Origin of the sequence: Methylobacillus draconifructus (assembly GCF_045984355.1) — a bacterium.
Classification (GTDB): Bacteria; Pseudomonadota; Gammaproteobacteria; order Burkholderiales; family Methylophilaceae; genus Methylobacillus; species Methylobacillus flagellatus_A.
Genome location: NZ_JBJQII010000003.1, coordinates 480,374 through 500,924, shown reverse-complemented (window position 1 = coordinate 500,924; position 20,551 = coordinate 480,374). Strand labels below are relative to the sequence as shown.

Below are 20,551 nucleotides of genomic sequence, written 5' to 3'. Positions count from 1 at the left end.
CGCTCAGACAGACGCCAGTCCTTAATCCATTAAAAGCTGCGCTACTCGGCGCAGCCAGACGGGGAATTCAAACCCAACGTCAAAAGCAACAGCAACTTGGCTTCGCTGCGCTCGCCCTTGGTTTTGTTATTTATTTACATGCTGACGTAGTTCGGTCCGCCGCCGCCTTCCGGCGTGCGCCAGTTGATGTTCTGCAACGGGTCCTTGATATCGCAGGTCTTGCAGTGGATGCAATTGGACGCATTGATCTGCAATCTTGGGTTGCCCTCGTTGGTGACGATTTCATAGACCCCGGCCGGGCAATAGCGCTGTTCTGGCGCGTCGTACTGCGGCAGGTTGATGTCGACCGGGATGCTCTGGTCGCGCAGCACCAGGTGGCAGGGCTGGTCTTCCTCATGCATGACGTTGGTGAGGTAGACCGATGAGAGTTTGTCGAAGCTCACCACGCCGTCAGGCTTGGGATAGGCGATTTTGGGGCTGGAGGCTGCGGGCTTCAGGGTTTCATGGTCGGCCTTGCCGTGTTTGAGCGTCCATGGCGTGGTGATGCCGAACGAGGCCAGCCACATTTCAAAGCCCCCGTACATGCTGCCCAAGATGTTGCCGAAGCGCGACAGGGCGGGCTTGACGTTGCGCACGGCCTGCAGGTCTTTCCATATCCACGAGTTGCGGACTTTTTCCGGGTAGCTTTCCAGCGTGGCGCCGAATGTTTCCTGCGCCAAGGCGTCCACCACGGCTTCTGCCGCGAGCATGCCCGACTTCATGGCATTGTGCGAACCCTTGATGCGCGGCACGTTCATGAAGCCAGCGGTGCAGCCGATCAGCAAGCCGCCTGGGAAGGCCAGGCGCGGGATGGATTGCAGGCCGCCTTCGGTCAGCGCGCGGGCGCCGTAGCTCAGGCGCTTGCCGCCTTCCAGCAGCGGGCGGATGGCGGGGTGGGTCTTGAAGCGCTGGAATTCGTCGAACGGGCTCAGGTGCGGGTTGCTGTAGTTGAGGTGCACCACGAAGCCGATGGCCACGGTGTTTTCCTTGAGGTGGTAGATGAAGGAGCCGCCGCCCGTGCTGTTGTCCAGCGGCCAGCCTTGCGAGTGCATTACCAGGCCGGGCTTGGATTTTTCCGGCTCGATCTGCCAGATTTCCTTGAAGCCGATGCCGAACTTTTGCGGCTCGGACAGGGCGCGCAACTGGAAATGCTCGGTGAGGTCCTTGGTGAGCGAGCCGCGCGCGCCTTCGGCAAACAGGGTGTAGTGCGCGCGCAGTTCCATGCCCAGCGCAAAGCCCGGCTTCTCGTTGCCTTCCTTGTCGCGCCCCATGTCGCCGGTGATCACGCCTTGCACCACGCCGGCTTCGTCGTAGATGACTTCGGCGGCGCTGAATCCGGGGTAGATTTCCACGCCCAGCGCCTCGGCCTGCTCGCCCAGCCAGCGGCAGACGTCGCCCAGGCTGACGATGTAGTTGCCGTGGTTGTTCATGAGCGGCGGGATCAGCTTGGCGGGAATGTCGAAGCTCTTTTCCTTGCCCAATACCAGGAAGTGGTCGTCAGTGACGGGGGTATGGAGCGGGGCGCCTTTTTCCTTCCAGTCGGGAATCAATTCATTGAGGGCGATCGGGTCGATCACGGCGCCCGAGAGGATATGCGCGCCTACCTCGGCGCCTTTTTCCAGCACGCAAACGTTGATTTCGCGCTCCTGCTCCAGCGCCAGTTGCTTGATGCGGATCGCGGCGGAAAGCCCGGACGGGCCTGCGCCGACGATCAGTACGTCATAATTCATTACATCGCGTTGCATGCTAAAACTTTCATGGAATATACGGTATGTTGATTTCGTCGCTGCGCCGCACGTCGCGGGTCAGCAGCCGACAATGGTTGAGGAATTCGCGCACGGCGGCGGTCTGGTATTTCTTCTTGTGCCAGACGAACATGAACTGGCGTTTCAGGTCGAGCTCGGGCGTCGCCAGCGCTACCAGGTTGCCGCGCGCGATATCGTCCTTGAGCGCGAGGCGGGAGATGCAGCCCAGGCCGATGCCGGATTCCACGGCGCGCTTGATGGCCTCGGTGTGCTCCAGCACCATGCGCACGTGCAGGCGGCTGTGGTGATGGCGCAACGCATGGTCGAACGTCTCCCGCGTGCCCGAGCCATGCTCGCGCAACACCCAGCTCTCGGCGAGGATGTCCTCCAGGCTGGCGCTGCCCTGTTTGGCGAGAGGGTGCTGCGGCGAGCAGAACACGGTCAGCTCGTCTTCGATCCACGGTTCGACCTGCAGGTCGGGGTGGTGGCAATTGCCTTCGATCAGGCCGAGGTCGAGATCGTACATCGCCACCTGCTGCATGATGGAGTTGGTGTTCTGCACATGCAATTGCACCTGGCAATCCCGGTGCTGCTTCATGAACGAGCCGATCAGCAGGGTGGCGAGGTAGTTGCCTATCGTCAGCGTGGCGCCTACTTTTAGCAAGCCAAAGGCGGATTTTCCCTGTAAAATGCTCTCTATTTCAGCGGCGCGGTCCAGCACGGCGGCTGCCATTGGCAGCAGGCTACGGCCCAGTTCGTTGAGTTTCAGCACTTTACCCATGCGGTCAAACAGTTTGCAGTCAAACTGTCGTTCCAGTTCGGCAAGTGCAGTACTGGCGGCGGATTGCGACAATGACAAATCCTCGGCCGCTCGTGACACATTCTCCAGGCGTGCAATGGCAACGAATACTTCGAGTTGTCGTAAGGTGTGCTTCACCTGAGAATGATTCTCATATCGATGTGGTAGATATGTGATATAGTGATAATTGATTTAACAGATATTTTACCGCTGATTAAAATGTGCGGCAAATGATGGAGTGGGATCACAATATGAAAGTCTTAGTTGCTGTAAAGCATGTGGTGGATTACAACATCAAGCCCCGCGTGAAGCAGGATGGCTCAGATGTCGACATCGCCGGTGTCAAAATGGGCATCAACCCGTTTGATGAAATTGCCGTGGAAGAAGCGGTGCGCCTGAAGGAACGCGGCATTGCGACCGAAGTGGTGGCCGTGACCATCGGTAAGGCCAACAGTCAGGACACTCTGCGCCATGCATTGGCGATGGGTGCCGACAGGGTGGTGCTGGTCGAGACCGACGCCGAGCTGCAGCCATTGGGCGTCGCCAAGCTGCTCAAGGCCGTGGTGGAGCGCGAACAGCCGCGCCTCATCATCCTTGGCAAGCAGGCCATCGACGACGACCTGGGCCAGACCGGCCAGATGCTCGCCGCATTGATCAATGCAGGCCAGGGCACATTTGCTTCCGTCATCGACGTCAAGGGCGATGAAATCGAAGTTACGCGTGAAATCGACGGCGGCACCGACGTGGTGGCGCTCAAGCTGCCTGCGGTAGTCACCACCGACCTGCGCCTGAACGAGCCGCGCTTCATCAAGCTGCCCGCGATGATGATGGCGAAGAAAAAGCCGATCGACAACATCAAGGCGGCCGACCTCGGCATCGATATCGCCCCGCGCCTCAAGCAACTCAAGGTTGCCGACCCTGAGCCGCGCAAGCCCGGCATCAAGGTGGCGAATGTGGCTGAACTCGTTGAAAACCTACGTCTTGCGGAAGTCCTGTAATGAGCATCCTGATTCTGGCCGAACACGACGGCAAACATATCAAGCAATCCACCCGCCAGGCAGTCAGCGCCGCTGGCGCATGGCAACTCCCGGTCCACGTCCTGATCACCGGCTCCAATAGCGCAGCCCTGGCCAAGGAAGCCAGCGAAATCGCCGGCGTCGCTAAGGTGCTGCATGCAGAGGCAGCGCATTTCGAGCATCCGCTGGCTGAAGACGTAGCCGCCTTGCTGGTGCAGTTGGGCGCTGACTATAAGGTCATCCTTTCCGCGCATACCGCATTCAGCAAGAGCGTATTGCCGCGCGTTGCCGCTTTGCTCGACGTAGCGATGATTTCCGATGCGGTGAGCATTACCGCGCCGGCGACTTATGTGCGCCCGATCTACGCAGGCAACGTGCTTTCCACCGTCGAAAGCAGCGATGCCATCCAGGTGGTGACCATCCGCGCAACTTCCTTTGCCGCTGCTGCAAACGGCGCCAATGCGGAAGTGTCTGCGGTGAGTGTGCCTGCAAGTGCCGGTCTCAGCCGCTGGATCAAGGAAGACAAGACCGTGTCCGACCGTCCAGAGCTTTCCTCCGCGCGCGTCGTGGTTTCCGGCGGCCGCAGCCTGGCCGAGCGCTTCAATGAACTGCTTGAGCCGTTGGCGCACCGCTTTGGCGGCGCATTGGGTGCGACTCGTGCTGCCGTGGATGCCGGTTTTGCCCCCAACGACATCCAGGTCGGGCAGACTGGCACCATCGTGGCGCCTGAGCTGTATTTCGCGATCGGCATCTCCGGCGCGATGCAGCACTTGGCCGGCATGAAGGACAGCAAGATCATCGTCGCGATCAACCACGATCCCGATGCGCCTATCTTCCAGCATGCGGATTACGGCCTGGTCGCCAACCTGTTTGACGCCGTGCCCGAGCTGACCGCCGCCTTGAGCAAGTAACCAAAAATTTTAAAGAGAATCGAATATCAATGAGCGCATTTAATTCCGAGAAAGTATTGAGCGTTAAGCACTGGAACGACAGCCTGTTCAGCTTTACCACCACCCGCAACGAATCCTTGCGTTTCGAGAACGGCCAGTTCGTGATGATCGGCCTGCAGGTGGACGGCAAGCCGCTGATGCGCGCTTACAGTATCGCCAGCCCCAACTACGCGGAAAACCTCGAGTTCTTCAGTATCAAGGTGCCGAACGGCCCCCTGACTTCCCGTCTGCAACACCTGAAGGTGGGCGATGAATTGCTGGTCAGCCGCAAGCCGACCGGCACGTTGCTGCTGTCCGACCTGAAGCCCGGCAAGCACCTTTACTTGCTCTCCACCGGCACTGGCCTGGCGCCGTTCATGTGCCTGATCCAGGACCCTGAAATCTACGAACGTTTCGAGAAAGTGATCCTGGTGCACGGCGTACGCCGCATCAACGACCTAGCTTACGAAGAGTTCATCACCAAGGAACTGCCGGAAAACGAATTCTTTGGCGAACAGGTCAAGAACCAGTTGATCTACTACCCCACCGTGACCCGCGAAGAGTTCCGCAACCAGGGCCGCCTGACCGACCTGATGGAAAACGGCAAGCTGTTCCAGGACATCGGTCTGCCGCCACTCAACCCCGAGACTGACCGCGCCATGCTGTGCGGCAGCCCGCAAATGCTGGTCGATACCTGCAAGATTCTCGATGCTGCAGGGCTCAAGGTATCGGAGCGCATTGGTGATGTCGGGGATTACGTGATCGAGCGGGCGTTTGCCGAGAAGTAATCCTCAAGGTAAGTAGTTGTCGTTTTATGAAAAGCTGGCATAGCAATATGCCAGCTTTTTTATTGAGCGCAATCTGGCGCCCACATATGCAAAAGAAGCGGAGGGGTTGAGTGATTGGACTATGAGCAGAGTCATTATTCTTTCATTTGATGGTGATTGAATGAGCAACTCATAAACAAGAAAAATAATTCTCAATGAAATACTACAAAGCATTGATTGCCGTTCTGATTTGGATCGGCGCTATGTCGGTCTCTACCGTTTCCCATGCAGGTGTGACTTTATGTGCTGAAGGGGGCTGCAATATAGAAGTTATCTATCCTGTAGAGGTGATAGAGATAGGTCCCATTGCTGAGTTTCCTGTACATATCAGGCCCAGCGCATTACAGCTTATTCCATTCAAAAATGAGGACGGGTGGAATTATGCGTTCGCGCTTTCTACACAGGCTGTCGCTAGTTTGAAGCTGCCTTATTTTGGTGATTGGTCGCTTGAGCAGGCGGTGATCCCAGATAATTGGTCTGTGGCGATCGGTTACGACGGCGAAGCGTTGTTGCCTGTAGCCTATTGGAACAGAACAAATGAACAGGCGGATACCGGAACAATTTTACTAAGCTATGTATCGCAATATGCACCTGCGCTTGCTGGTCTCACTATCTTGACGACATACGACAAGCAATTTCAATATGAATTATGGATTCCGTTATCGCCGGAAGCAATGCTGGCTGGATTTGGACCAGCCACTTTACCAGTCCCTGAACCGTCTAGTGTCGCGTTGCTATCTCTTGGTTTGATATTGCTTTTCGCACGCCGCCGCCAAGCTGCTTGGCAGCGTTAAGGCACCGGATACCTAGGCGGTCCAGGCGGCGGCCTGCGGCGCTGCATGTCCAGGTAGCGCATGTCGCCATCGCCGAAGAATTCCTTGATCAGGAAGTCCTCCAGGCCGGCGCTGTCTTCCATGCGCGCGGACAATACCACCACGCGGCCCATTTGCCTTGATTCCCAGTTGAAATCGCCTGAGTAGTGGCGGCGGATCAGTTCTATCATCTTGCGCACGGTGGCGCGTTGGATGTCTTCGCCCGCCTTGGCCTCGATCTGGAATACCTCGCGCTTGGCGGTGCTGAAATCGTTGATCCAGCCACGGAATTCAAAGGTTGAAGTGTAGTTGCTCATGCTGAGGATGCGGAAGACGCCGCTGGCACCTGACGACAGGTTTTTCTTGATGGTTTCATCGCGCTTTTCTTCATCAGACAGCGAGCGGCTGCCGGATTCGCGCTGGGCGCGCTGGTTTTCCATCATCGCGGCATAGTTGTTGTCCGTGGCGCGGCGGTATTCGCGCATGGCGGCCATATAGGAAGACATGTCAGAATATTGCGAGGGATCGGGCTCCTGCGGGCGCGGCGTCGGGGCGGGCTGCGGCTCAGGGCGGGGAGCCGGTTTTTGCTCGGGCTGGGGCAGCGGCTTGCTCTTGCCGGTCACGACGGGAGGCGTGGGCTTGCTTTGCTTGGGCTGCCTGGGCGTGGGTTTGCTGGCGGCAGGCGGCGGAGGCGGGGGTGCAGCAGCTGGCGGCGGCGCCATTTCAGGTTGCGGTTTTTTCTCCGGCTGTGCCAGGCTCACGACCAGCTCTTTTTGCCCGCCATCCTGCTCGGACTCTTCCCCTTGGTCCATCGTCGGCATGATAAAGCCGAAGAACAGGATCAAGTGCAATATCAGGGAAAATATCAACGCATACAGCGTGCGGCGGCTGATGCGGAATTCGATGTATTGCTCCCGGTCGGCCGGCGATTGCCAGGGGAGGTCGGAAGGGTCCAGCTGAGTGGGCGCCTTGCCGAAACGGCTCGCGATCAATGCATTGAGATGGCGAAACAGGCGCGGTGCAGCCACGGTAAATTCAGTCCGGGGTTCTTAGGTTGGTTAGTTGGGGTTGAGGCGCGCCAGTGAGCGGTTGACGGCAATATAGGAACCCAGCCAACCCAGCACCACAGCGCATGCGATTACTCCCAGGCTGATTTCCCAGCCAGGTAACACTAAGATGAAGCTGCTGCCATAAAGTTCTGCCAAATCTGCCACCGAGAGGTTAAAGATTGTAAGAATGCCGTTGACGAACCCCAGCGCAAGCAGGCTGCCGCCGAAGCCGTACAGCGTGCCAGCGTAGAGGAAGGGGCGGCGGATGAAGCCGTCGGTGGCGCCTATCAGTTTGCTGACTTCGATTTCTTCGCGCTGGGTGGCAATCTGCAGGCGTATGGTATTGCCGATAATTGCCACCAGTGCAAACCCGAGCAGGCCGGAGAGCACCCATACCGCTTTCTTGCCCAATTGCAGCAGCGCATAGAGGCGTTTAGCCCAGTCGGCGTCCGCCAGCACGTGCTCTACGCCAGGCAGGCCCTCGATTTCATGCTGCAAGCGGGCGATGCCGTCGGGCGAATGGTCTTTGGGTTCGATAAAGAAGGCATCGGGCAGCGGGTTCTTTTCCAGCTGGCTTGCGACATCCTGTTCTTGCTGCATTTCCTGCCAGGCCGCTTGCTTGCTGACGAATTGCTGTTTTGCAATGCCCGGGTGCTGTTGCAGTTTTTGCTTGAGTTCCTGAACCGCGGCTGCCTCGGCATCCAGTTTCATGAAGACGCTGATCTGCGGCTCGTTCCTGACCCCGCCTGCCAGTTGGTTGAGGTTGTCGATCACGACATACAGGATGGCGGGCAGGCTCAGCGCGATGCCGATGACGCTCCAGATCATGAGGGTGGAAAGCTTGTTGCGCATGATGCGCGACAGGACGAGGCGCCAGACCTGGGTGTGCTGGTTGATCCAGTGTTTCATGATACCGAGAGCTTTCCGTGGTCGAGGTGCAGGACTTTCGCCGGGATGTTCTGGATGCTGTGCGCATCATGCGTAGCGATGATGACAGTGGCGCCGACCTGCTGAAAGGCGCTAAACAGCTTCATGATGTCGGTGGCATATTCCTCGTCGAGATTGCCTGTGGGCTCGTCGGCAATGAGGATGGCCGGGCGACTGACCACGGCGCGGGCAATGGCGAGGCGCTGCTGTTCGCCGCCTGACAGCGTCACGGGGATGGCCTTTTCCTTGGAAAGCAGGCCAACCTTGTCGAGCGCCGCGCGGATGCGCTTGGCGGCTTCCTGGCCGGTAATGCCGTTGATGTAGAGCGGCAGGGCGACGTTCTCGAAGCAATTGCGGTCGTAGAGCAGTTTGTGGTCCTGGAACACCAGGCCGAACTTGCGGCGCAGGTAGGGGAGCATGCGCGGGCGCAGCTTGCTGATGTTCTGGTTGCCGATGAGCACGGTGCCGCTGGTCGGGCGCTCGATCCCGGCCATCAGTTTGAGCAGGGTGCTCTTGCCCGCGCCGGAATGCCCGGTGACGAACACCAGCTCGCCTGCCGCGATCTCGAAAGTCACATGGCGCAAGATCTCGTCGCTGCCGCGGTAACGCTTGTTGACCTGGTCGAAACGTATCATGCGCGGAAGGTTTCCTTATTCGAGCAAGGCATGTGATTCAAGTAGCGCATTATTCAAACAATGCTTCTATGAACTCGCTGGCCTTGAACGGGCGCAGGTCGTCAATGGATTCGCCCACGCCGATGTAGCGGATGGGCACGGGGCGCGATTGGGCGATCGCCGCGATCACGCCGCCCTTGGCGGTGCCGTCCAGCTTGCTCAGCACAAGGCCGGTGACGCCCAGAGCATCGTCGAACGCCTTGACCTGGGTGACGGCGTTCTGCCCGGTGTTGGAGTCGAGCACCAGCAGGATCTCATGCGGCGCGCCGGGCAGCGCCTTATCGATGACGCGCTGCACTTTGCGGATCTCCTCCATGAGGTTGAGCTGGGTCGGCAGGCGGCCCGCGGTGTCTGCCAGCACGATATCGATGCCGCGCGCCTTGGCCGAGTTGACGGCATCGAAGATCACGGCAGCCGGGTCGCCGCTTTCCTGCGCGATCACATGCACGTTGTTGCGCTCGCCCCAGGCCTGCAATTGCTCGCGTGCCGCGGCGCGGAAGGTATCGCCCGCCGCGATCAGCACGGATTTGCCTTGCGCCTGGAATAGGTTGGCAAGCTTGCCGATGGTGGTGGTCTTGCCTGCGCCATTGACGCCGGCCAGCATGATGACGAAAGGTTGCGCGGTGGCGGTATCCAGCGGCTTTTCCAAGGGTGCGAGCAGTTCCAGCAAGGATTGCTTGAGCGCTTCCTTGAGCTGGGTGGTGTCGTTGAGGTTCTGGCGCTTGACGCGGGTGCGTATCTGCTCAAGTAATGTCTGGGTGGCGGCGATGCCGACATCCGAAGTGAGGAGGATGGTTTCCAGCTCCTCGTAGACGTCCTCGTCAATCTTGCCGCCGCCGAACAGGCTGGCCAGTTGCAGGCCTAATTGGCTGCGGGTCTTGGCCAGGCCGCGCTTCAAGCGTTCCGTCCAGCTCAAGGTCGGTTTTTCCTGGGTGGGGACCTGGGGCGTTGCCGGCGCTATGTTCTCCGGTTCGGGAGTTGCGGCAGGCGGATTTTTGTCTTTTTTGAAGAAATCGAACATGAAATGTGTTTTTAGCGGTAAGCAGATATTTTAAAGCAAAACAAGGCGCTTGCAGCGGCTTAAACTGGTTATTCTGACCATATCTTCAGGTATTTTTACCTATCGGCAACATTACTGCCATATATCGCATGCATATACCTGCCCTATGAAAAGATCGTGAACAGGCTCTAAGAACTAATGTTGAAATGGCTGTGTCAGAGCATCGTTGCATGGCATGTCGCCACAGGTGCGGCCAGGCAAGCGCATTAGTGCAGGCTCAGGCACTACCGCTATAATGCATGAATAATGCGGCTAAAGGAGAATCGCAAGGTGTTTATTCGAGGAATGTGGCTCGCGCTGGCGTTGATGCCGATCGCAGCCCAGGCAGCAGATACGCACGAGTTCAAGCTCGACAACGGCATGCGGGTGATCGTGCAGGAAGACCACCGGGCGCCAGTGGTGGTGTCGCAAGTTTGGTACCGCGCCGGCAGCGTGGATGAAGTCAACGGCAAGACCGGCGTCGCGCACGTGCTGGAGCACATGATGTTCAAGGGCACCAAGGCCGTGCCGCCAGGACAGTTCTCGCGATTGATCGCCGCTGCAGGCGGGCGCGAGAACGCCTTCACCGGCACCGACTATACCGCCTATTACCAGCAGCTGGAAAAATCGCAATTGCCGTTGGCGATCAAGCTGGAAGCCGACCGCATGGCCAACCTCCAGCTGACCAAGGAAGAATTCTCCAAGGAAATCAAGGTGGTGATGGAGGAGCGCCGCTGGCGTACCGATGACAAGCCGCAAGGCATGCTCAACGAACAGTTCAATGCGGTCGCCTACCAGGCCCATCCTTACGGCCGCCCCATCGTCGGCTGGATGAACGACCTCGAGAACATGACCGTGGAGGATGCCCGCGAGTGGTACCAGACTTGGTACACGCCGAGCAATGCCATCCTGGTCGTGGTGGGCGATGTCGATCCGCAGGGCGTGCTCAAGCTGGCCAAGCAGCATTTTGGCGCCATCAAGCCGCATGCATTGCCCGCGCGCAAGCCGCAGCTCGAGCCTCAGCAGATCGGCGAGCGCCGTACCGTGGTGAAGGTGCCTGCCGAACTGCCTTACGTGCGCCTGGGCTTCCATGTGCCGGTATTGCAGGATGCGAACAAGGACTGGGAACCGTACGCGCTTGAAATCCTCGCCGGCGTGCTGGATGGCAACGCCTCGGCACGGCTCAACCAGAACCTGGTGCGCCAGCAGCAGCTGGCAGTGGACGTGGGCGCCGGTTATGACCTGATCCAGCGCGGGCAGGTCGGGTTGTTCGAACTGGAAGGCACGCCCAGCGAAGGCAAGACCGTGGCCGAGCTGGAGGCTGCCCTGCTGAACGAAGTGGAGCGTATCAAGCAGGAGGGGGTGACCGACGAGGAGCTGCAACGCGTCAAGGCGCAGGTGATTGCGGCGGACGTATACCAGCGCGATTCCGTGTTCTACCAGGCCATGCAGATCGGCCGCCTGGAAACCACCGGTTTCTCATGGCGCACGCTGAAAAGCTACCCTGCCAAGCTGAAGGCGGTGACGCCGCAGCAGGTGCAGGATGTCGCCCGCAAGTACCTGGTCAGGGACAGCATGACGGTTGCGACCCTGGACCCACAACCGATTGACCCCAATGCAAAACCAAAAGGCAAGCCACATGCGCATTAATCTCTCTTTTGTCCGGCGTGCGCAGCAGGCGCTCGTCATTGCAGCCGGGCTGCTGTCCGCCCTCCATGCACAGGCCGCCCTCAACATTCAGCACTGGCAGACCGGCAACGGCAGCGCGGTCTATTTCGTCGAGAACCATGACCTGCCTATCATCGACATCAGCACCAATTTTGCCGCAGGCAGCGCCCGCGACGGCGGCAAGCCGGGCCTGGCGGGCATTACCCGCTATCTCATGACCTTGGGGGCCGGCGGCCTGACCGACCAGCAGATTTCCAACGGCATGGCCGATGTCGGCGCGATACTCGGCGGAGAACTTGATGCGGACAGGGCGGCGTTCAAGCTGCGCACCCTGAGCAGCGAGCGTGAGCAAAAGGCGGCGCTGGATATCTATACGAAAATCCTCCATCAGCCGGATTTCCCCGAGGCAACGCTCAAGCGTGAAAAAGCCCGGATCATTGCCGGCCTCAAGGAAGCTGCCACCCAGCCTGCGAGCATTGCCAACCGCACCTTCCTCAAGGCCTTGTACGGCAACCATCCCTATGCCGTGGAAGAAGACGGCGAGCCCGAATCGGTGAATGCGCTCAGCCAAGCGGACCTGCAACAGTTTTACCGCCAGTATTACGGCGCGAAAAATGCCGTGATCGCCTTGATGGGCGACATGACGCCGGAGCAGGCGCGTGCGATCGCCGAGCGCATTTCCGCGGGCTTGCCGGACAGTCCTGCCGCTGCAGCCCTGCCCGAGGTGGCTTACCCGCAAGCGGCGGTGGAGCGCCGTATCGCGCACCCGGCAAGCCAATCCCACATTATGCTGGGCTATCCTGGCAACAAGCGCGGCGACCCCGATTATTTCGCCCTCTATGTCGGCAATTACATCCTGGGCGGCGGCGGTTTCGTTTCGCGCTTGACCGAGGAGGTGCGCGAGAAGCGCGGGCTGGTGTACAGCGTCTACAGCTATTTCATGCCGATGCAGCAGCTCGGGCAGTTCCAGATCGGCCTGCAGACCAAGCGCGACCAAGCCGAGGATGCGCTCAAGCTGGTGCGCGAAACCCTGGCGAACTTCATCAGCAAGGGCGTGACCGAGGCGGAGCTCAAGGCCGCCAAGCAGAACATCATCGGCGGGTTCCCGTTGCGTATCGACAGCAACAGCAAAATCCTCGACTACCTGGCCGTGATCGGTTTCTACAAACTGCCATTGAATTACCTGGATGAATTCAACGCCAAGGTGGAAGCGGTGACGGCGGCCCAGGTCAAGGATGCGTTCAGCCGCCGTATCGACCCCGACAAACTGGTGACGGTAGTGGTAGGCGGTACCGAGAGTGGCGGCAAGTAACCGCGTACGCATCAGCGGCGGCGAATGGCGCAGCCGCCTATTGAGCTTCCCGGATGCGCCGGGCTTGCGGCCTACGCCAGATCGCGTGCGCCAGACCGTGTTCAACTGGCTGGGCCAGGACATGCACGGGCGGCGCTGCCTCGACCTGTTTGCCGGCACCGGCGCGATGGGGTTCGAGGCTTTGTCGCGCGGCGCCAGCGCCGTGGTGCTGGTGGAGAAATCCGCGCCTGCTGCGAAATCTTTGCAGCAGAACCAGTCCCTGCTCAAGGCAGGCGCCGCGCGCATATTACAGCAGGATGCCGTGCAGTTCCTGGCGCAGAACCGCGAACGCTTCGACGTGATCTTCCTTGACCCGCCCTACCAGCAGGGTTGGCTGCCCAAGCTTCTGCCCCATCTCCCAAGCCACCTGGCTGAGGGCGGATTGGTCTATGTGGAGGCCGAGTTTGCCCTCGATGACGAGCTGCCGTGGCAGGTCGTCAAGCATGGCAAGGCGGGCAATGTTTTCTATCACCTGTTAAAATTGGCAGACAGATCAACCGATTGACAGGCAGCTTGCCTGCTTCGCCTTGTAAGGATTGTGCATTTGAGCCAGCTGAAAGTCGTCTACCCAGGCACCTTTGACCCGATCACCCGCGGCCACGAGGACATCGTGCGCCGTGCCGCCGGCTTGTTTGATCATGTGATCGTGGCGGTCGCCAGGAGCCCGGGCAAGCATCCCATGTTTACGCTGGATGAGCGCGTGGAACTGGCTTCCAGCGTCTTGTCCGATTGCTCCAATGTGGAAGTGCTGGGGTTTTCCGGCCTGTTGATGCAGTTCGTGCGCGAGCAGGGCGCGCGCGCCGTGGTGCGCGGGCTGAGGGCGGTATCGGATTTCGAGTACGAGTTCCAGCTCGCCGGCATGAACCGCCAGCTCTTCCCCGAGATGGAAACCATCTTTCTCACCCCGGCCGAGCAGTATATGTTCGTCTCCGCCAGCCTGGTACGCGAGATTGCCCAGCTCAAGGGCGATGTCAGCCAGTTCGTCTCCCCCTTGGTGCAGGAGCGCATTGCGCTCAAGCTGGCGTGAGCGAGGCAGGGAGTCCGCCATGGCGCTGATGATCACCGATGAATGCATCAATTGCGACGTTTGCGAGCCCGAATGCCCGAACGGCGCGATCTACCAGGGCGAGGAAATCTACGAGATCAATCCCAGCCTCTGCACCGAGTGCGTTGGCCATTTCAACAATCCGCAATGCCAGGATGTTTGTCCGGTGGCTTGTATCCCGCACGATCCCGACCGTGTGGAGACACAAGAGCAACTACACCAGAAATACCTGCGGATCATGCTGGTGAAGCAGGCTTGAGCTTGCCTGTAACCAAGCCGTACTTTTCATCCTGGTAAAGATAGTTTCCTTCCAGGCATATTTTTTGCCTGTCTCGGATGTCTATCGTTTTCCATGCAGCCTCTTCGCCAGGCTGTTCTTCTACCATGAAGCTGATTACCTCCTTGCTGGCCTGGATATGCCCGGCCTTGTCAGAACCCGCACAGGGCGAGGGTTTGCAACCGCAGCCGCCAGCAGTGGGGGCGGGCCAGGCGAGCCGGCATCTGGCTGCATTGGCCTTGCGCCTCGGGCATTTGATGCGGCAATTGCTGAATACCGAAAGCACCCAGTCGGCGCGTTTTACCGAGGTGGAGAGCCGACTTGGTGCAATGACGGCGGAAGTCGGGCAAACCACTGCCCGCATGCGGCATAGCCTGGAAGAGGCCGAAGCCTTGCGCAGCAAGTCGCAGGAGGATTTTTCCCTGGCCAGCAGCGAAATTTCCCAGGGCTTGCTGGGGCTGGAGCAGGCCCTGGCCAGCAAGTTGTCGCGCGTCAACGAGGTGGTGCAGGGGCTGGAGCGTATCGGGCGCGAGCTGGAGCTGATCGCGATCAATGCCGCGATCCAGGCTGCGCATGCAGGCGAGGCCGGGCGCAGTTTCAGCGTGGTGGCGGAACATGTGCGTGAACTGGCGCGGCATACTGTCAGCAATTCCAATGAAGTCTCGTTGATGCTGGATTTCAGCGATTTCCAACAGCAATTGATCGGCTTCGGCCATTCCAGCCGAGACAACGTGGAGCGGGTAGACAGGGATACGGCGCAGGCTTTTGGCACCGTGCAACAAACCTTCCGCGAGATCAGCGCTTCCATGCAGACCTTGCTGGAGCACGGCAATGTCATCGAGACCATGCATCAACTGGATCGCGGCAGCTATGCGGCACAACGCCGGAAAGTCGGCTGGGCGCAGCAGCTCGCCACTGACCTTGCAGGGCTGGAAACCTGCCCTGACTTGCAATTGGGCGATGCGCTGTCCTCGTTGTTGCGCGCTGATGGCGGCTACAAGCCGCCAGGCTACGACCGCCTGGCGGATATCCAGTCGCGAGGCGTGTTGCGGGTGGCGATAGAGCCTGCCTTCAAGGGATTGTCGTTCCGCCTGCGGCCTGGGGAACCCTTGCGCGGGCTGGATGTGGAATATGCCACGGCCTTTGCCCGCGCGATAGGCGTCGAGGTCGAATTTATCGAGCACCCCTGGGACCAGTGCGTGGAGTTGCTGCATATCGGGCGCGAGCGTGGCGAACCGGAGGCCGATGTCGTCTGGAGCGCGCTGCCGCCGAGTGCCAGCTACCACCAGGTGGCATATTCCGAGGCCTATACCTACCTGCATTACATGCTCGCCAGGCGCAAGGGCGACCAGCGCATTGGCGGGTTGTCCAGCCTGGAAGGAAAGGTGCTGGGCTGCATCAACGACCCGGCGGCATTTGCCACCCTGGAAGCGGCAGGCTTGCGCTGGAGCAAGCACGGCAAGGCCGAGCGTGGCGCCGTCAGGCTGGCCAACCTCATCGGCTATACCGACCAATCCATCATTCACGATGCGCTGGCCAGCGGCAAGGTCGATGCCTTTGCCGTCGATCAACCCATATTCGCCTGGGCCTGCAACGGGCAAGATAGTCCTTGGCATGGCCGTATCGAGCTGTTGCAAGGCAATCTTGCGGCCAGTCCCTGGTACTACGTGGCGGCGGTGGCAGATGACCCATCCAGCTATACCTTGTTGCGCGAGATCAACCGGTTCATCCGGGAATTCCGCAATACCCCTGAACGCCAAGCGCTCGAAAAACGCTGGCAGTTTCATGTGGTCGAAGGCCATGCGGGCTACCGGGACGAACCGGGGAAGCTGAGAGGGGAGGAGGAGCTATACCAGGATTGGCTTGCACGCATGAACCCTCAGGCGGCATCGCTGGGGGCGCGCGTCGAGGCCCATGCATGAATCAATCCTGCCTGGAAGAATTGCACTGGAGTCTCGAAGCCTCCTGACTCGATCATTGACGCAATCCTGCCCGGCGCAAGCACTCCGACATCATTGGCATAGGCTTGGCGCATGCGCTCCATTCCCTCAGGCGAAATGTCTGCCGCCGCCATCATGTTCATCCACGCACGCAGCAAGACCTCATATTCGGGCGACTCCACATCCGAAGCCAGGTCGGAGCTTGCCAGCATCCCTCCCGGCTTGAGTTTGCGTGATATCTCTCGAAAGAACCCGGAGCGCGCGGTTTGATCGAGAATGAATTGCGAGACCAAGAAACAAGTGGCTGCTTCATATAGCCCGGTGTCCGCAAGCGAATCCAGATAGCCTTCGTGGAAATGGCAACGGGACGCGACTCCCTCCTGTTCCGCCCGTTGCCTGCACACGTCCAGCATGGGGCCGGAAGGCTCTACCGCAGTGAACCGCCACTGAGGGTTCTTCTGGGCAAGATGAACCAGTTCCGCCCCTGTGCCGACGCCGACACAGAGGATGAGGGCGTCTTCCGGCAGCCCGGCAAACAACGAGTCCAGCAGCAAGTACAAGCAGTTGCGGATAGGCAAGGTCTTGACCCATTGCGCGTCGTAGCCTGCAGCCTGCTGGTCGAATATTGCCTTGATCTCGTCTTTGCGCATCTCGCTCTCCATGTCATTGCCGCCTAATATCCAGGCTCAACTGGCTGACCATTTCTTTTCTGTTCCGCCAACCTCAAGCGCATTGGATATTGAATGAATCGCTACCCGTCAACTGGCGCATGCGGAGTTTGCAGCACAAGCTGGTAGAACGCCAAATCAAGCCAGCGGCCGAATTTGAAGCCGGCTTGCTTAATGGTGCCGGCGTGGCTGAACCCGAGCCTTCGGTGGAGCATGACGCTAGCGCCATTGCTTTCATCAATGCCTCCGATCATGACGTGGTATTGCTGCTCCAAGGCTTTTGCGATGAGTCGCTCCATGAGGATTCGTCCCAGGCCCTTGCCGCGATGATCTCGGCGGATATAAACCGAATGCTCAATAGAGTATTTGTATGCAGGCCAAGCGCGAAAGGTACCGTAGCTTGCAAACCCAAGAAGCTCGCCATCCGGTGAAATTGCGCCAATAACGGGGAAGCTGGACGCTTGCTTGGCCTTGAACCACTCCGACATATTTTCAAGGCTGCGCGGCTTATAATCGTATAGCGCGGTGGAGTTTGCAATGGCCTCGTTGAGTATCGAAAGGATGGCCGAGGCGTGTATTTCTTCGGTACAGGTCACGAACTCCACGAAATTTCTCCTTGACTGAAAGGTTGAGCTCCCTTAGGGCATCAACCATGACAAACCACAGGTGACCAGCAAAGCCGTAAGAAAGAATAGCGGGATCAGGAATATTGCAAAGACCAGACAATGAATCAGCACATGAAGACCATGTGCGCTTCGCAGATGTAAGGACTCGGCTACCTGAAAGGCAATGGCGCTGGATAACTCCTAGGGAATGGCCCCTGCGGCTGAAAAAAGAACGTCACCGATCATGATGCCGTCTCCAAGACCGTACTAGATCGAGATCGCAGCATCGTATGAGAGCATGGCGGGACAAGTCAATTTCTTTAACCCGCAATAGGTGAAAATTCATTGCGGTTATAATGAGTTTTTCATCATCGATCAATGGAGGAAAGCGCCGTGCGCATATTGCATACCATGTTACGGGTCGGCGACCTGGAGAAGTCGCTGGCGTTCTATACCAATGTGCTCGGCATGAAATTATTGCGCCGTCACGAGTATCCCGATGGCAAGTTCACGCTGGCCTTCGTCGGCTATGGCAGCGAAAGCGACCAGGCGGTGATCGAGCTGACCTATAACTGGGATACCAGCAGTTATGACAAGGGCAATGCCTACGGCCATATCGCCATCGAGGTTGACGACGCCTATGCCGCCTGCGAGGCGGTCAAGCAGGCGGGCGGCAAGGTGGTGCGCGAGGCCGGCCCCATGATGCACGGCACGACGGTGATCGCCTTTATCGAGGACCCGGATGGATACAAGGTGGAATTCATCCAGAAGGGCACCTGGACTCCGGCTTGAACCAAGCCTTTGCGGACGAATCCCGTGACTGACGAAATGAGATTCCTTCGATAGGTGGGCAGCACGCCCAATGATTGTCTGCAACAGCGGGATACTGCCGGAGGCAGTCAGTCACATGCATCGATAATAAAGGAGCAGCCGATGTCACCAGCCTTACCCCTGGCCCGTCCAGGCCAATCCCAGGATTTGTTGCAGGACCTTATCCGCTACGCACAAGGCTTGCCCGCTGTGCGTACGGGCGTGGCGCATCCTTGTGATGCCGTCAGCCTGGCAGCGGCACTGGAAGCGAAAGCGCTGGGGCTGATAGCGCCTGTGCTGATCGCTCCGCGCAGCAAGCTGGAGTCGGTGGCGCAGCAGGAGGGGCTGGTGCTGGGTGATGTCGAGATCGAGGATGTGCCGCATAGCCATGCGGCTGCGTCAAAAGGGGCGGAGCTGGCGGCTGCGGGAGAGGTGCAGGCGCTCATGAAGGGCAGCCTGCATACCGACGAGCTGATGTCCGCCATCCTGCCTTCCAGCGCGGGGTTGCGCACCAAGCGCCGGGTGTCGCATTGTTTCCTCATGCAGGTGCCGACCTATCCGCGCGCGTTCATCATCACGGATGCGGCGATCAACATTGCGCCCGACCTCTTGGCCAAGGCGGATATCGTGCAGAATGCCATCGACCTTGCCAGGGTGCTCGGCGTCGAGTCTCCCAAGGTCGCCTTGCTGGCGGCAGTGGAGACGGTTTCCCCGCACATGCCGGCGACGATGGATGCGGCCATCCTCTGCAAGATGGCGGACCGCGGGCAGATCGCCGGCGGCGTGCTCGACGGGCCGCTGGCGTTCGATAACGCCATTTCTTCCGAAGCTGCGCAGATCAAGGGCATCCATTCCGAGGTGGCAGGCGCGGCCGACATCCTGGTGGCGCCGGACCTGGAAAGCGGCAACATGCTTGCCAAGCAGCTCGAGTATCTTGGCAATGCGCATAGCGCCGGCATCGTCGTCGGCGCGAAAGTGCCGATCGTCCTCACCAGCCGGGCCGACCCCAAGCTAAGCCGGCTGGCATCCTGCGCGGTCGCCGCCATCCTCGCACAGCATTACCGGGGGAATCCGCCATGAGCAAGCTGGTGTTGGTGTTGAACTGTGGTTCCTCCAGCATCAAGTTCGGCCTGTTCGACATCGGCCACGCCGAGATTCCGCGCAAGCCGCGCTGGAACGGTAAGGTGGACGGTATTCTTGGCCCCAATCCCAGCTATGGGGACAGCCTGACCAAGCCCCACCAGGTTGAGCTCGGCAGCGAGCATCCCTATTCCGAGGCGTTGCGCTACATCATCGACCGCATGCAGGCGCAACTGCACGGCGACAAGCTGGCGGCGATAGCGCACCGCGTCGTGCATGGCGGCAGCCGCTATTTCAAGCCGGTGCGTGTGGATGAGGAAGTCTTGCGCGACCTGCGCAGCTACATTCCCCTCGCACCGCTGCACCAGCCTTTTGCGTTGGAGGCGATAGAGCGGCTGCTGGAAATCGACCCCGGCCTGCCGCAGGTCGCCTGTTTCGATACCGCCTTCCACCATACGCTGCCCGAGGTCGAGCAAGTGCTGCCATTGCCCTATGCGGCGTTCGAGCGCGGCATCAGGCGCTATGGTTTCCATGGCCTGTCCTACGAATACATGGCTGTGCACCTGCCCGAATTGGCTGGAGACCGGGCCAGCGGGCGGGTGATCGTTGCGCACCTGGGCAGCGGCGCCAGCCTGTGCGGCATGCAGAACCTGCAGAGCGTGGCGACCACCATGAGTTTTTCCGCGCTGGACGGCCTGATGATGGGCACGCGCTGCGGCGCGCTCGACCCCGGCGTGCTGCTGCATATGATGGAGGTGGAACACCTCACGCCTGCGAGGGTGGGGGAGATGTTGTATCACGAGTCAGGGTTGCTGGGCGTGTCCGGCATCGCTTCCGATCCGCGCATCCTCCTGCAATGCGAGGCAGCGGAGCCGCGCGCGCGGCTGGCGCTGGAAGTGTATGTGCGGAGCATCGTGTGCGAGATCGGCGCCATGACGGCGGCGCTGGGCGGGCTGGACATGCTGGTGTTCACGGCCGGGATAGGCGAGCACAATGCGGCAATCCGCGAGCGCGTGGCGCAGGGGCTGGCGTTCCTGGGCGTGCGGCTCGATGCTGCGGCCAACCAGTCGCATGCCACGGTGATTTCCTCTGCCGCAAGCGTCATCCCGGTGCTGGTCGCCCTGACCAATGAGGAGTGGCTGGCGGCACGCCACGCACAGGCAGTCCTGCAATCGGGATTGTAAGGCTTTGTAAGCTGCCGCAAAAGTAAAGCGACCGGTATGTAGGGTTGTGTAAATTAGTTTGCGGCAA

The 20,551-nt window shown here is 59.6% G+C and carries 21 protein-coding genes; 13 read left to right on the top strand and 8 right to left on the bottom strand.

Annotated elements, in window-relative coordinates; genetic code table 11:
* Positions 1-134 precede the first annotated feature (134 nt).
* Together ACJSDX_RS08805 and ACJSDX_RS08800 are read right to left on the bottom strand one after the other, a co-directional pair.
* Positions 135-1,784, bottom strand: a complete 1,650-nt coding sequence (locus tag ACJSDX_RS08805; protein ID WP_407994378.1) for an electron transfer flavoprotein-ubiquinone oxidoreductase — start codon at positions 1,782-1,784, stop codon at positions 135-137.
* Positions 1,785-1,794: 10 nt separating this feature from the next.
* The gene (locus ACJSDX_RS08800; RefSeq protein ID WP_407994377.1) at positions 1,795-2,721 is read right to left on the bottom strand and encodes a LysR family transcriptional regulator; all 927 of its coding nucleotides are present in this window, start codon (positions 2,719-2,721) and stop codon (positions 1,795-1,797) included.
* Between the two features lie 113 nt (positions 2,722-2,834).
* Here ACJSDX_RS08800 and ACJSDX_RS08795 point away from each other — a divergent pair, with 113 nt between their 5' ends.
* The 4 genes from ACJSDX_RS08795 to ACJSDX_RS08780 all read left to right on the top strand — a co-directional run bounded on the left by ACJSDX_RS08795 (position 2,835) and on the right by ACJSDX_RS08780 (position 6,149).
* Positions 2,835-3,581, top strand: coding sequence for an electron transfer flavoprotein subunit beta/FixA family protein (locus tag ACJSDX_RS08795; protein ID WP_407994376.1), 747 nt, complete (start codon positions 2,835-2,837; stop codon positions 3,579-3,581).
* On the top strand, positions 3,581-4,510 hold the full coding sequence (locus tag ACJSDX_RS08790; protein ID WP_407994375.1) for an electron transfer flavoprotein subunit alpha/FixB family protein: 930 nt from the start codon (positions 3,581-3,583) through the stop codon (positions 4,508-4,510). Before ACJSDX_RS08795 ends, ACJSDX_RS08790 begins: the two co-directional genes overlap by 1 nt.
* 29 nt (positions 4,511-4,539) lie before the next feature.
* Positions 4,540-5,316: a ferredoxin--NADP reductase gene (locus ACJSDX_RS08785; protein WP_309564666.1), complete on the top strand. Its 777-nt coding sequence runs from the start codon at positions 4,540-4,542 to the stop codon at positions 5,314-5,316.
* Positions 5,317-5,510: 194 nt separating this feature from the next.
* On the top strand, positions 5,511-6,149 hold the full coding sequence (locus ACJSDX_RS08780; RefSeq protein WP_407994374.1) for a PEP-CTERM sorting domain-containing protein: 639 nt from the start codon (positions 5,511-5,513) through the stop codon (positions 6,147-6,149).
* Here the strand turns inward: ACJSDX_RS08780 and ACJSDX_RS08775 are convergent.
* From ACJSDX_RS08775 to ftsY, 4 genes are read right to left on the bottom strand one after another with little or no spacing between them, the layout of a single operon-like run.
* Positions 6,146-7,195: a hypothetical protein gene (locus ACJSDX_RS08775; RefSeq protein ID WP_407994373.1), complete on the bottom strand. Its 1,050-nt coding sequence runs from the start codon at positions 7,193-7,195 to the stop codon at positions 6,146-6,148. The two genes, ACJSDX_RS08780 and ACJSDX_RS08775, sit on opposite strands and share 4 nt — an antisense overlap.
* A gap of 30 nt (positions 7,196-7,225) precedes the next feature.
* Positions 7,226-8,125, bottom strand: a complete 900-nt coding sequence (gene ftsX, locus ACJSDX_RS08770; RefSeq protein WP_407994372.1) for a permease-like cell division protein FtsX — start codon at positions 8,123-8,125, stop codon at positions 7,226-7,228.
* Positions 8,122-8,778, bottom strand: a complete 657-nt coding sequence (gene ftsE, locus ACJSDX_RS08765) for a cell division ATP-binding protein FtsE (RefSeq protein ID WP_407994371.1) — start codon at positions 8,776-8,778, stop codon at positions 8,122-8,124. Before ftsE ends, ftsX begins: the two co-directional genes overlap by 4 nt.
* A gap of 49 nt (positions 8,779-8,827) precedes the next feature.
* A complete protein-coding gene (gene ftsY, locus ACJSDX_RS08760) occupies positions 8,828-9,838 on the bottom strand; it encodes a signal recognition particle-docking protein FtsY (RefSeq protein ID WP_407994370.1) in 1,011 nt (336 codons plus the stop codon).
* Between the two features lie 324 nt (positions 9,839-10,162).
* Between ftsY and ACJSDX_RS08755 the strand changes: the two genes are divergently transcribed.
* The 6 genes from ACJSDX_RS08755 (at position 10,163) to ACJSDX_RS08730 (ending at position 16,119) form a co-directional block, all read left to right on the top strand.
* Positions 10,163-11,506, top strand: a complete 1,344-nt coding sequence (locus ACJSDX_RS08755; protein WP_407994390.1) for a M16 family metallopeptidase — start codon at positions 10,163-10,165, stop codon at positions 11,504-11,506.
* A complete protein-coding gene (locus ACJSDX_RS08750; RefSeq protein WP_407994369.1) occupies positions 11,496-12,836 on the top strand; it encodes a M16 family metallopeptidase in 1,341 nt (446 codons plus the stop codon). The genes ACJSDX_RS08755 and ACJSDX_RS08750 overlap by 11 nt, the downstream gene beginning before the upstream one ends.
* On the top strand, positions 12,823-13,380 hold the full coding sequence (gene rsmD, locus ACJSDX_RS08745; protein ID WP_407994368.1) for a 16S rRNA (guanine(966)-N(2))-methyltransferase RsmD: 558 nt from the start codon (positions 12,823-12,825) through the stop codon (positions 13,378-13,380). The genes ACJSDX_RS08750 and rsmD overlap by 14 nt, the downstream gene beginning before the upstream one ends.
* 39 nt (positions 13,381-13,419) lie before the next feature.
* Positions 13,420-13,902, top strand: a complete 483-nt coding sequence (coaD, locus tag ACJSDX_RS08740) for a pantetheine-phosphate adenylyltransferase (protein WP_309564674.1) — start codon at positions 13,420-13,422, stop codon at positions 13,900-13,902.
* 19 nt (positions 13,903-13,921) lie between these two features.
* Positions 13,922-14,179 carry a YfhL family 4Fe-4S dicluster ferredoxin gene (locus ACJSDX_RS08735; protein ID WP_309564675.1) on the top strand — a complete coding sequence of 86 codons (258 nt, stop codon included), beginning with the start codon at positions 13,922-13,924 and terminating at the stop codon, positions 14,177-14,179.
* A gap of 125 nt (positions 14,180-14,304) precedes the next feature.
* Positions 14,305-16,119, top strand: coding sequence for a methyl-accepting chemotaxis protein (locus ACJSDX_RS08730; protein ID WP_407994367.1), 1,815 nt, complete (start codon positions 14,305-14,307; stop codon positions 16,117-16,119).
* Here ACJSDX_RS08730 and ACJSDX_RS08725 read toward each other — a convergent pair.
* Positions 16,077-16,787, bottom strand: a complete 711-nt coding sequence (locus ACJSDX_RS08725; protein WP_407994366.1) for a class I SAM-dependent methyltransferase — start codon at positions 16,785-16,787, stop codon at positions 16,077-16,079. The two genes, ACJSDX_RS08730 and ACJSDX_RS08725, sit on opposite strands and share 43 nt — an antisense overlap.
* 101 nt (positions 16,788-16,888) lie before the next feature.
* Positions 16,889-17,410: a GNAT family N-acetyltransferase gene (locus ACJSDX_RS08720; protein WP_407994365.1), complete on the bottom strand. Its 522-nt coding sequence runs from the start codon at positions 17,408-17,410 to the stop codon at positions 16,889-16,891.
* A 393-nt stretch (positions 17,411-17,803) separates the two neighbouring features.
* Here ACJSDX_RS08720 and gloA point away from each other — a divergent pair, with 393 nt between their 5' ends.
* From gloA to ACJSDX_RS08705, 3 genes are all read left to right on the top strand, one after another.
* Positions 17,804-18,202: a lactoylglutathione lyase gene (gene gloA, locus ACJSDX_RS08715; protein WP_309564679.1), complete on the top strand. Its 399-nt coding sequence runs from the start codon at positions 17,804-17,806 to the stop codon at positions 18,200-18,202.
* Between the two features lie 141 nt (positions 18,203-18,343).
* Entirely contained in the window at positions 18,344-19,300 is a 957-nt protein-coding gene (locus ACJSDX_RS08710) for a bifunctional enoyl-CoA hydratase/phosphate acetyltransferase (protein WP_407994364.1), read from the top strand.
* Positions 19,297-20,484 (top strand): acetate/propionate family kinase, encoded by a 1,188-nt coding sequence (locus tag ACJSDX_RS08705; RefSeq protein ID WP_407994363.1) that lies wholly within the window; start codon positions 19,297-19,299, stop codon positions 20,482-20,484. Before ACJSDX_RS08710 ends, ACJSDX_RS08705 begins: the two co-directional genes overlap by 4 nt.
* Positions 20,485-20,551 lie beyond the last annotated feature (67 nt).

What these genes read in the sequence shown, in the direction of transcription:
- ACJSDX_RS08805 (WP_407994378.1), bottom strand. Translation starts at nt 1,784, where the DNA reads ATGCAACGCGATGTAATGAATTATGACGTACTGATCGTCGGCGCAGGC.
- ACJSDX_RS08795 (WP_407994376.1), top strand. Translation starts at nt 2,835, where the DNA reads ATGAAAGTCTTAGTTGCTGTAAAGCATGTGGTGGATTACAACATCAAG.
- ACJSDX_RS08790 (WP_407994375.1), top strand. Translation starts at nt 3,581, where the DNA reads ATGAGCATCCTGATTCTGGCCGAACACGACGGCAAACATATCAAGCAA.
- ACJSDX_RS08785 (WP_309564666.1), top strand. Translation starts at nt 4,540, where the DNA reads ATGAGCGCATTTAATTCCGAGAAAGTATTGAGCGTTAAGCACTGGAAC.
- ACJSDX_RS08780 (WP_407994374.1), top strand. Translation starts at nt 5,511, where the DNA reads ATGAAATACTACAAAGCATTGATTGCCGTTCTGATTTGGATCGGCGCT.
- ftsX (WP_407994372.1), bottom strand. Translation starts at nt 8,125, where the DNA reads ATGAAACACTGGATCAACCAGCACACCCAGGTCTGGCGCCTCGTCCTG.
- ftsE (WP_407994371.1), bottom strand. Translation starts at nt 8,778, where the DNA reads ATGATACGTTTCGACCAGGTCAACAAGCGTTACCGCGGCAGCGACGAG.
- ftsY (WP_407994370.1), bottom strand. Translation starts at nt 9,838, where the DNA reads ATGTTCGATTTCTTCAAAAAAGACAAAAATCCGCCTGCCGCAACTCCC.
- ACJSDX_RS08755 (WP_407994390.1), top strand. Translation starts at nt 10,163, where the DNA reads ATGTGGCTCGCGCTGGCGTTGATGCCGATCGCAGCCCAGGCAGCAGAT.
- ACJSDX_RS08750 (WP_407994369.1), top strand. Translation starts at nt 11,496, where the DNA reads ATGCGCATTAATCTCTCTTTTGTCCGGCGTGCGCAGCAGGCGCTCGTC.
- ACJSDX_RS08735 (WP_309564675.1), top strand. Translation starts at nt 13,922, where the DNA reads ATGGCGCTGATGATCACCGATGAATGCATCAATTGCGACGTTTGCGAG.
- ACJSDX_RS08730 (WP_407994367.1), top strand. Translation starts at nt 14,305, where the DNA reads ATGAAGCTGATTACCTCCTTGCTGGCCTGGATATGCCCGGCCTTGTCA.
- ACJSDX_RS08725 (WP_407994366.1), bottom strand. Translation starts at nt 16,787, where the DNA reads ATGCGCAAAGACGAGATCAAGGCAATATTCGACCAGCAGGCTGCAGGC.
- ACJSDX_RS08710 (WP_407994364.1), top strand. Translation starts at nt 18,344, where the DNA reads ATGTCACCAGCCTTACCCCTGGCCCGTCCAGGCCAATCCCAGGATTTG.
- ACJSDX_RS08705 (WP_407994363.1), top strand. Translation starts at nt 19,297, where the DNA reads ATGAGCAAGCTGGTGTTGGTGTTGAACTGTGGTTCCTCCAGCATCAAG.